The organism is Actinomadura logoneensis (genome assembly GCF_003428695.1).
Classification (GTDB): domain Bacteria; phylum Actinomycetota; class Actinomycetes; order Streptosporangiales; family Streptosporangiaceae; genus Spirillospora; species Spirillospora logoneensis.
Window position 1 is genome coordinate 1 of the sequence record NZ_QURH01000989.1, and the last position, 10,571, is coordinate 10,571.

At 73.9% G+C, this 10,571-nt stretch carries 6 protein-coding genes and 1 pseudogene; 6 read left to right on the top strand and 1 reads right to left on the bottom strand.

Annotated features, from left to right (window positions below):
• The 6 genes and pseudogenes from DZF91_RS40710 to DZF91_RS33780 form a co-directional block, all read left to right on the top strand.
• Positions 1-528: pseudogene (locus DZF91_RS40710) on the top strand (integrase); the annotation flags it as partial.
• Between the two features lie 62 nt (positions 529-590).
• Positions 591-1,751 carry a sensor histidine kinase gene (locus tag DZF91_RS33760; RefSeq protein WP_117361100.1) on the top strand — a complete coding sequence of 387 codons (1,161 nt, stop codon included), beginning with the start codon at positions 591-593 and terminating at the stop codon, positions 1,749-1,751.
• A gap of 103 nt (positions 1,752-1,854) precedes the next feature.
• Positions 1,855-3,969: an excinuclease ABC subunit UvrB gene (uvrB, locus tag DZF91_RS33765; protein WP_117361101.1), complete on the top strand. Its 2,115-nt coding sequence runs from the start codon at positions 1,855-1,857 to the stop codon at positions 3,967-3,969.
• 103 nt (positions 3,970-4,072) lie between these two features.
• Positions 4,073-4,579, top strand: a complete 507-nt coding sequence (locus DZF91_RS33770; RefSeq protein ID WP_235834759.1) for a GNAT family N-acetyltransferase — start codon at positions 4,073-4,075, stop codon at positions 4,577-4,579.
• 231 nt (positions 4,580-4,810) lie between these two features.
• Positions 4,811-5,668 (top strand): Cgl0159 family (beta/alpha)8-fold protein, encoded by an 858-nt coding sequence (locus DZF91_RS33775; protein WP_117361104.1) that lies wholly within the window; start codon positions 4,811-4,813, stop codon positions 5,666-5,668.
• Between the two features lie 177 nt (positions 5,669-5,845).
• Entirely contained in the window at positions 5,846-7,042 is a 1,197-nt protein-coding gene (locus tag DZF91_RS33780) for a cytochrome P450 (protein ID WP_117361102.1), read from the top strand.
• Positions 7,043-7,063: 21 nt separating this feature from the next.
• Here DZF91_RS33780 and DZF91_RS33785 read toward each other — a convergent pair.
• Positions 7,064-10,571, bottom strand: a 3,508-nt coding sequence (locus DZF91_RS33785) for a protein kinase domain-containing protein (RefSeq protein ID WP_147341518.1), incomplete at its 5' end; no start/stop codon positions are given.

Below are 10,571 nucleotides of genomic sequence, written 5' to 3' on the forward strand. Positions count from 1 at the left end.
CCCGAGGGCGCGCACCGGCCCGGGAACCGCCCGCTGGTGGCCCGGCTCGCGGGCGCGATCGCCGACGTCGCGGCGGCCCACCGGGCGACCTGCGACCTGGCGCACCCGTACACGCCCTCCGCGACCGTCATGGCCGTGCGGGTGCGCGGGGACGTGCTCGACTACCTGGTGCTGGCCGATTCGACCCTGCTGCTGGACGGGCCGCGCGGCGTCGAGACGGTCATCGGCGGCCGGGGCTTCGCCGCCGGGGACCCGTCGGTCGCCGAGCAGGCGATCACCGGGACGGTCCCGCTGGCGGAGCTGCGCGGCGTCATGCTGCTGACCGACGGCGCGAGCCGCCTGGCCGACATGTTCCACCACACCGACTGGGCGGGGCTGGCGCGGATCGTCCGGGAGGAGGGCCCGGAGGCGCTCATCGCGCGCACGCGCAAGGTCGAGGCCACCGATCCGGAAGGCGTCCGCTGGCCGCGGAGCAAGCCGTCCGACGACGCCACGGTCGTTCTGATGGAGATACTGGGCGGTATGTGATTCTCCGGGGGAGATCGCCCGGACCATCGGATCTTCCCGGTTCGTCGCTATAGGCTCGGCGCATGGACGTGCGGGGGTGGTGGACGCAGTCGTGGCCGACGCGCCGCTCCCGCGTGCTGGACGTCTGCCTGGCGACCGGGGCGTCCCTCCTGGACGGCGCCGTCATGTGGGCCGGGACCACGCGGGACTACTGGCTCCCCGGCTACGACGTCGCGCTGGTCTCCGCGCTCCTCGGGGTCGGGCTGCTCGTGCGGCGCCGCTACCCCGTCCACCTCGCCCTGGCCGCCCTCGTCGTCGGGACGGCGGCGGGCGGCGGACCGGTCACCGGGGTGATCGTCCTGTACTCGCTGGGCGCCTACGCCGCGTCCCGCTGGACGGCCGTCGCGATCGCCGCGACCAGCTACGTGGCGTTCCTGATCGTCCCGTCGCCGAACGGCGACCACGGCTCGTTCGCCGCGAACGCCACGTTCGGCCTGCTGTTCACCTCGTTCCCGGTGATCCTCGGCATGTACATGGGGGCGCGCAAGCAGCTGCTGGCGTCCCTGCAGGAGCGGACGGCCCGGCTGGAGCGCGAGCAGCACCTGCTCGCCGAGCGGGCCCGCGCGGAGGAGCGCACCCGCATCGCCCGCGAGATGCACGACGTGGTCGCCAACCGGGTCAGCGTCATGGTCGTCCACGCGGGCGCGCTGCGGGCCGTCGCCGCCCGCGACCCGGACCGCGCCGCGCAGACCGCCGTCGTGATCGGCGACATGGGACGGCAGGCGCTGGAGGAGCTGCGGCAGGTGATCGGCGTGCTGCGGCAGGGCGAGGACGAGCTGGCCTCCGCCGCCCCGACCCTGGACGACGTCCGGTCCCTGGTCGGCCAGTCCGGCGCGGCCGGGCTGATGGTGGACCTGGTGGTGTACGGGGAGGAGCGGCCCGTCCCGACGGCGATCTCCCGGACGGTGTACCGGATCGTCCAGGAGGCCCTGACGAACGTGCACAAGCACGCCGGCGGCGCGTCCACTCGGGTCGATCTGCGGCTCCCGCCGGACGCGGTGGAGGTCTCGGTGGTCAACCGGGCCGCCCCGGAGGGCGCCGCCGGGCACGGCCTGCCCAGCGGCGGGAACGGCCTGGTGGGCCTGCGTGAGCGGGTCGTGGCGCTCGGCGGCCACTTCGAGGCGGGCCCCTGCGGGAACGGGGGTTTCGCCGTCCGGGCCCGGCTGCCGGTGCCCGCTTCCTGACCTGCGGAAATAAGGCGGCGACCGGGATTGTCCTACCTCCTGCGTAGAGTGGATCGACCGGGCCGGACAGCCGCCCGGCACCAGGAGATCAGGGAGAGGCCAGATGCGACCGGTCACCGACCTGCAGCGCAGAGTGGCGCCGTTCGAGGTCGTCAGCGACATGACGCCCTCCGGCGACCAGCCGCAGGCCATCGCCGAACTCGAGAAGCGCGTCGCGCGCGGCGACAAGGACACCGTGCTGCTCGGCGCGACCGGCACCGGCAAGACCGCCACGGTCGCCTGGCTGGTGGAGAAGCTCCAGCGGCCCGTGCTGGTCATGCAGCCGAACAAGACGCTCGCCGCCCAGTTCGCCAACGAGCTGCGCGAGATGATGCCGCACAACGCGGTCGAGTACTTCGTCTCGTACTACGACTACTACCAGCCCGAGGCGTACATCCCGCAGACCGACACCTACATCGAGAAGGACTCCTCGATCAACGACGAGGTGGACCGGCTGCGCCACTCGGCCACCAACTCGCTGCTGACCCGCCGCGACACCGTCGTGGTCGCGTCGGTCTCCTGCATCTACGGCCTGGGCACCCCGCAGGAGTACGTCGACCGCATGGTCCGGCTCCGCGTCGGCCAGGAGATCGAGCGCGACGAGCTGCTGCGCCGCCTGGTCGAGATGCAGTACAGCCGCAACGACCTGTCGTTCACCCGCGGCACCTTCCGGGTCCGCGGCGACACCGTCGAGATCATCCCGCAGTACGAGGAGCTCGCCGTCCGGATCGAGATGTTCGGCGACGAGATCGAGAAGCTCGCGACGCTGCATCCGCTGACCGGCGAGGTCCTCACCGAGGACGACGAGGTCTACGTCTTCCCCGCGTCCCACTACGTCGCCGGTCCCGAGCGCATGGAGCGCGCGATCCGCGACATCGAGGCCGAGCTGGAGACCACCCTCGCCGAGATGGAGCGGCACGGCAAGCTGCTGGAGGCGCAGCGGCTGCGGATGCGCACCACCTACGACATCGAGATGATGCGGCAGGTCGGCACCTGCTCGGGCATCGAGAACTACTCCCGGCACATCGACGGACGCGAGGCCGGCACGGCCCCCAACACCCTGCTCGACTTCTTCCCGGAGGACTTCCTCCTGGTCATCGACGAGTCGCACCAGACCGTCCCGCAGATCGGCGCGATGTACGAGGGCGACGCGTCCCGCAAGCGGATGCTGGTCGAGCACGGCTTCCGGCTGCCGTCGGCGATGGACAACCGGCCGCTGAAGTGGGAGGAGTTCCTCGAGCGCATCGGCCAGACCGTCTACCTGTCGGCGACGCCCGGCCCGTACGAGCTGGGCCGTGCCAAGGGCGACGTCGTCGAGCAGGTCATCCGGCCGACCGGGCTGGTCGACCCCGAGGTGATCGTGAAGCCCACCAAGGGCCAGATCGACGACCTGGTGCACGAGATCCGGCTGCGCACCGAGAAGGACGAGCGCGTCCTGGTCACCACCCTCACCAAGAAGATGGCCGAGGACCTCACCGACTACCTGCTCGAGCTCGGCGTCCAGGTGCGGTACCTGCACAGCGAGGTCGACACGCTGCGCCGCATCGAGCTGCTGCGCGAGCTGCGCGCGGGCGAGTTCGACGTCCTGGTCGGCATCAACCTGCTGCGCGAGGGACTCGACCTGCCCGAGGTGTCGCTGGTGGCGATCCTGGACGCCGACAAGGAGGGCTTCCTGCGCTCCGAGACGTCCCTGATCCAGACCATCGGCCGCGCGGCGCGCAACGTGTCCGGCCAGGTGCACATGTACGCCGACCGGGTCACCCCGTCCATGGAGCGGGCCATCGAGGAGACCAACCGGCGCCGCGCCAAGCAGGAGGCGTACAACGCCGAGCACGGCATCGAGCCGAGGGCGCTGCGCAAGAAGATCGCCGACATCCTCGACTCGCTCGCCCGCGAGGACGCCGACACCGAGACCCTGATCGGCGGCGCGGGCCGGCAGCAGTCCCGCGGCAAGGCCCCCGTCCCGGGCCTGGCGTCGCGCCGCGAGGCCGGCCGGCACGCCGCCGACCTGGTCGGCGAGCGCCCCCGCGCGGAACTGGAGTCGCTCATCGAGCAGATGACCGAGCAGATGCACCAGGCCGCCACCGACCTGCAGTTCGAGCTCGCCGCCCGGCTGCGCGACGAGATCAAGGAGCTCAAGCGCGAACTCCGCGAGATGAAGGAGGCCGGTGTCCAGTAGCCGCGCGGCGGCGGGCCGCACGGCCCCGGTCGGCCGGGGGCGGTGGTTCGGGTCGGATCGTCCCGGTGTGCGGGGGAGGGGAAGGCGGCCTACCATCGGGCGGGTGAGCACTGATCCCTATGAGATCCGCCCGGCCGCTCCGGCCGACCTGGACCTGCTGCCGCCGATCGAGAACTCCGCCGACCGGATGTTCGGCGCGGTCGGCATCGAGTTCCCGCCCGGCCCGACCGTGGTGGAGCAGATGGTCGGCAGGGACGCGGAGATCCTGGTGGCCGGCGACCCGCCGGCCGGGTACGCGGTGCTCTCCCCGCTGGACGGGGCGCTCCACCTCGACCAGATCTCCGTCCACGCCGACCTCGCCGGGCAGGGCATCGGCACCCGGCTGCTGCGGGCCGTCCTCGAGCACGCGGCGGCGGCCGGATCCCCCGGGGTCAGCCTGCTGACGTTCCGCGACATCGCCTGGAACGCCCCCTGGTACGCCCGGCACGGCTTCGCCGTGCTGCCCGAGGAGCGCTGGACGCCCGGCCTGCGCGGGCACTGGGCCGCCGAGGCCGCCGCCGGCCTGCACGACCTCGGCCCGCGCGTCGTCATGTGGGCGCCGTCCTCCTGACGAGACCCGTCCGGTAGCGCGGCGCGCCCCTCGTCCACCCGTCCGGAGGGGGCGGCGTACTCCCTCGCCTCGCCGCGATGATCTCCGTGCTTTCGGCGGGTGGGGGTTGGCGAGCGGGCGCGGCGGTGAAAGCCTCTGGGTGAGAACGTTCCAACGCGGACGTGAGGTGAGGCCGTGGTGCCGGCGACCACCGAGTGGACGGAACGGATCGCGGGGCTCACCGCCGTCCGGATGAGAGGGCCCGAGGCGATCGCCGAGCGGGCGGCCGGGCGGGTGCGGCGCACCCGGCCGGTGGGGGAGACCGGGCGGTTGATGGTCATCGCCGCGGACCATCCGGGCCGCGGCGTGCTCGGCGTCGGCGGCGACCCGCGGGCCATGGGCGACCGGTCGGACTACCTGGCGCGGGTCTGCGCGGCGCTGTCGCGGCCCGGCGTGGACGGCGTGCTCGGCACCCCCGACGTGGTGGAGGACCTGCTGCTCCTCGGCGTCCTGGACGGGATGGTCGTGCTCGGGTCGATGAACCGCGGGGGCCTCGCCGGATCGGCGTTCGAGACCGACGACCGGTTCACCGGCTACGACGCGGCGGCGGTCGCGGGGTCCCGGCTGGACGGCGGCAAGATGCTGCTGCGGATCGACGAGTCCGACCCCGCGACCGCGCCGGCGCTGGAGGCGTGCGCGCGGGCGGTGTCGGAGCTGGCGGGGCACGGGCTGATGGCCGTCGTGGAGCCGTTCTGCGCGCGCCGCGAGGACGGCCGGCTGCGCAACGTCCTCACCCCGGACGCGATGATCCGTGCGATCTCGGTGGCGTCCGCGCTGGGCACGACCTCCGCCCGGACGTGGCTGAAGGTCCCGGCCGTCCCCGAGATGGACCGGGTGATGGCGGCGACGACGCTGCCCGCCCTGCTGCTCGGCGGGGAGGTCGCCGGAGACCGGCGGGCGGCCGTCGAGGGCTGGCGGCGCGCGCTCGGTCCGCCGAACGTGCGCGGGCTGATCGCCGGACGCTCCCTGCTGTATCCGCCGGACGGCGATGTGCGCGGCGCGGTGGACGCCGCCGTCGAGGTCGTCGACCAGGCCGTCGGCCGCCTCTGACCCGGGAACCGGCCGCCGCGACCGGCGTCCGGCGCTCGGCCGCGCCGGAGGGGGTTAGGGGAAGGTGTCCTTGTTGGGGTGGGGTGGCGCGACTACCTTGGGAAATGTTCTGGATTGCGCGATTCCTCCTCCGGCTTCGGTCGGCACCGCGGTACATCACCCCCGCTGGAATTCGCCATGTCCGAACCTCGTGCGTTCCCCTTCCCCTCCGATGCCCTGCAGCTCTCCGCACAGCTCGACGAGGTGCGCGGCGCGCGGGCGCCCGTCCGGGTGCGGCTGCCCTACGGTGCCCCGGCCTGGCTGGTCACCCGGTACGAGGACGCCCGGTACGTCCTCAGCAGCCCCTCGTTCGCCCGCGACCCCCGGCGCGCCGGCATCGCCGAGGACGACATCGCCCGCGTCACCCCGGTGGACATCACCGTCCAGACGATGGTGAGCACCGACCCGCCCGACCACACGCGCGTCCGGCGGTTCGTCTACCGCGCCTTCACGCCGCGCCGGATCGAGCGGCTGCGTCCGGGCACCGAGCGGATCGCCGACCGCCTGGTCGACGCGATGGTCGAGCAGGGGCCGCCCGCCGACCTGTTCGAGGCGTTCGGGCTGGCGCTGCCGGTCCAGGTGATCTGCGACCTGCTGGGCGTGCCCGCCGCCGACCGGGACCGCTTCACCGCGTGGACCGGCACCCTCATCGACACCGGCGGCCTGCCGCCCGAGGAGGTCATGGCCGGGATCGCCGAGATGAACGCCTACCTCGCCGAGCAGGCCGACCTGCGCGCGCGGAACCCGACCGACGACCTCGTCGGCGCGCTGGTCCGCGCGCGGGACGCGGGCGACGGGCTCAGCCGCGACGAGCTGGTCAACCTGGTCCGGACGCTGCTCGCCGCCGGTCACGAGACCACCGCCTCGCAGATCCCCAACTTCGTGTTCCTGCTGCTCGGCACCGGCGACTACCGGAGGCTGCACGACCGTCCGGAGCTCGTCCCGTCGGCGGTCGAGGAGCTGCTGCGCTACGTCCCGCTGATCACCCAGGGCTCGTTCCCCCGCTTCGTGCTGGAGGACACGGAGGTCGGCGGGATGAAGCTGGGCCGGGGCGACCAGGTGCTGGTCGAGCTGTCGGCCGCCAACCGCGACGGTTCGGTGTTCCCCGACCCCGATGTCCTGGACGTCGGACGCGCCGCCAACCCGCACGTCGCCTTCGGGTTCGGCCTGCACCGCTGCGTGGGGGCGGCGCTGGCGAGGATGGAGCTGCAGGTGGCGCTGGCGACGCTCACCCGGCGGCTGCCCGGCCTGCGGCTGGCCGTCCCCGCCGACGAGGTCCCCTGGTGCGCCGACCGCATCGTCCGCCGCCCGCGCGGTCTCCCCGTCACCTGGTGACGCCGGGGACGCGACGACCGCTCAGCTCGGCTGCCGGTCGGACGCCGCGAGGGCCTCCTGGACGGCGGGCCAGGAGAACCGGTAGGCGTTGCCCGCGCGCGTGGACGGGATGGTGCCCTCCCTGGCCATCTGGCGGACCTTCCGCGGGGTGAGGGACAACCGGGACGCCAGCTCGGTCGTGCTCAGCGGCCCCTCCGGGACGGCTGCCGGGTAGGCGCGTTCGAGGCGGGTCGGTGGCGCGGACGGCGACTCGACCGGCGGCGGCGCGGGCGGCGGCAGGTCGACCGCTTCCGGAACCCCGCTGGAGCGGCCCACCGGCGGAGGGGGCGTTTCCGGAACCTCGGCGGGGTGGCCCGCCTGCGGACGGGGAACGATCACCGTCGGGTCGTTGTCCGGCCCCGGCGGACGGGCGGCCTGCGGTTCCGGCGCGCGGTGCTCGGGCGTGTCCAGCAGCGCCCGGCGCAGGTCGGCGGGGCGCCGGTAGCGTTCGGCGGGGTCGCGCCGGAGCGCCCGGGCCAGGACGCGGCGCAGCTCGGGGGAGACCGGCAGGACGGAGACGTCCATCGTGCGCTCGACGATGTTCGCCAGGACGGTGAGCGGCGGCTCCTTGGCGTAGGGGTGCTCGCCGAGCAGGCAGGCCAGCAGGACCATGCCGAGGGCGAAGACGTCGGCGCGGATGTCGATCTCGCGGAACCCCTCGATCTGCTCGGGCGCCATGTACAGCGGCGTGCCGATGATCACGCCGGTCTCGGTGAGGCGGCCGAGGACGTGCAGGTCGTCGACGGCCTTGGCGATCCCCAGGTCGATGATCACCGGCCCCCGGCCCGGGACCAGGATGATGTTGCCCGGCTTCACGTCCAGGCGGGCCAGGCCCTGGTCGGCGAGGTACTGCAGGGTGTCGGCGAGGGACGCGCCGATCGCCGCCACCTCGCGCGGCGGGAGCCGCCGGGCCGCCAGCGCGTCGGCGAGCGACGGGCCGTCCAGGAACTCCATGACGATGGACACCGACGGGCCGTCGCCGACCAGGTCGTACACCGCGACCACGTGCGGATGCCGCAGGGCCCGGCTGATCTCCGCCTCGCGCCGGAACCGCTCGCGCGCCTGGACGTCGTCCGCCACCACCGAGCGGAGCTGCTTGATCGCGACGGTCCGCTGCAGCATGGTGTCGTAGCCCTCGTACACCGTGCTCATGCCGCCCTCGCCGATGAGGCGGCGCAGCTCGTACCGGTCGTCGAGGGTGCGCAGCCCGTGGCCCGCCCCGACCGGCGGTGCGGCGGCGCGGGCGCGGGGGGCCATGCCGGTGACCGCGGGGGCCGGCGGCTCCGGCGCGACCGTCGCGCCGGAACGCATCTGCGGGGACAGCGTGACGTTGAGCTCGGCGCGCTCGTCCGGGTTGGACCGGGCGATGCCGCGCAGCGCGCGGCGGACGCCGTCGGCGAGCCGGTAGGACGTGAGGCGCGACTCGGCGACGTCCGCGAGGAAGGTGGCCGAGGCGGAGACCTTCCGGACGACGGTGAGCACGCCCGCGTCCGCCAGGTGCTCCAGCAGCAGGTCCACGGCGGCGGGCCGGATGCGCAGCTGGGCGTCGAAGTCGCCGTCGTCCACCGCCTTCTGGACGTCGGCGGCGGTGAACGGCATCCCCTCGCTGCGCAGGATCCAGTCGGTGACGTAGTGGCCGCCCAGCCGCCAGCGGTCCTGGTCGATCTCGGACGGGAACACGTGGTCGGCGGTCGCGGCGAAGAACGCGTCGAGGACCTCCTCCAGCCCCGCGTAGAACCGGACGCGGTCCCAGTCCTCCGGGGTGAACCGCAGGAACGGCCGGTCGTCCTGCCACGTCACGAACGAGTGCGCCTCCTGCAGCAGCTTCCGCAGCACGCCCCGGGACTTGAAGGTGAGGTAGAGCGACAGCAGGCGCAGCGGTTCGCGCAGGTGCGGGGCGTCGCCGTCCCGGACGAGCCCGGCGACGAGCGTGCGCGCGGCGCGCCAGCTGCACGGGACGTAGAGCCGCCAGGCGAAGATGCTCTCGTAGACGCCGTTGCCGCGCCCGACGTCGAGGAGCACCCGGTCCTGCAGGTCGGGTCCGGCGACGACGACGTAGTACGCGCCGGGCATGGAGATGACGTTCTTCATGCCGGACAGCAGGCGCTCCAGCGCGGCCATGCCCTTCTTGGACGAGGTGAGCTTGTCCACCTCGTCCAGCACCACGACCAGGCTGAGCGGCGGGTCGCCGGACGCGCTCCGTCCCGGCCGGCGGCGGACGAGCCCGCGCCGCCCGGCCGGGCGCGGCGCCGACAGGATCCGGACGATCCGCATCATGTCGTACTCGACGTCGGTCTCCGAGTACGCGAGGAACGCCGCCTCCGTGGCGAGGGACCGGGTGCGCTTGGACGACATCCCCAGCTTCGGCAGCGCCAGCCCGGACGCGCCGACCGCCCTCATCCCGGACGCCGACAGCCCGACCTCGGCGGACGCGCCGCGTTCGCTGGCGTCCGACCGGGTCTCCTTGAACGACAGCGACGTGCGCATGTACGTCAGCAGCAGAAGGTGCCGGGTGTCCTCGGGCAGCCGGTCGAACTCGCCGGTCTCGTTCAGCGCCTCGAACACCCGCCGGACGATCGCGAACAGCAGGTGCGCGGTCGTCATCGGCCGCGCGACGCTCAGCACCACCGGCAGGACGCGGCGTCCGTCGGGCGGGCGCTCGGCCAGCGCGCCGAGCGCCCGCTGGATCATGGTGGTCTTGCCGACGCCCCGGAAGCCCGTGATGAGGAACGTCCCGCCGTGGGAGTAGGCGATGCGCTCCCGCAGCGCCTCGGTGAGCGCGGACGGGCCGAGGTCCGGCAGGCCGGGATGCCGCTCCCACAGCGGCTCGTGCACGTACCGGAACCCCTCGTGCAGCGGGATGACCGGCGGATCGGCGGACGGGCCGACGTAGGACGTCCAGCCGCCCGGCGGAGGCTCCCGGTCGAGGGGGACGGGAGGGCGGCGGCGCGCCTTGCGCCAGAGGAACCGCAACCCGCGGCCCAGCCCGGCGAGACACCACCACAGCACGGCGAACGGCAGGTAGACCGCGATGACCAGCCAGGGCGCGGCTTCCAGCAGGAAGCGGCCGGCGAGGCGCGACAGCCTGCGGAACCTCGCGCGGGGGCTGCCGCGCGCGAGGGCGAGCGCGTCGGCGAACCGTTCGAGCGGGCGCCGCTCCTCCTCGAACGACGTCGTCGTCGCCGTCCACACCCGCTCGGCGATCCACGGCGCGGCGAAGTCGGCGGGGCCCAGCCCGTCGAGCCACCGCCGCGCCAGCGCGCGCGTCACCCGCTGGTTCTCCCGCCGGAGCTCGGGGGCGTCCCGGAACCAGCCGCGTCCGTCGGCGTGCGTGACCTCGGTGCTCCGGCCGTAGGGACCGGGCGACAGGGCCATGGCGAGCCCGATGTCGTGGAGCAGGAGGCCGCCGTCCCGGGGCCGCTGCGCGAACTGGTCGGGCGCCAGCGCGAGGACCCCGTACCCGGCGCGGTGGACGGCCGCGACCGCCCGC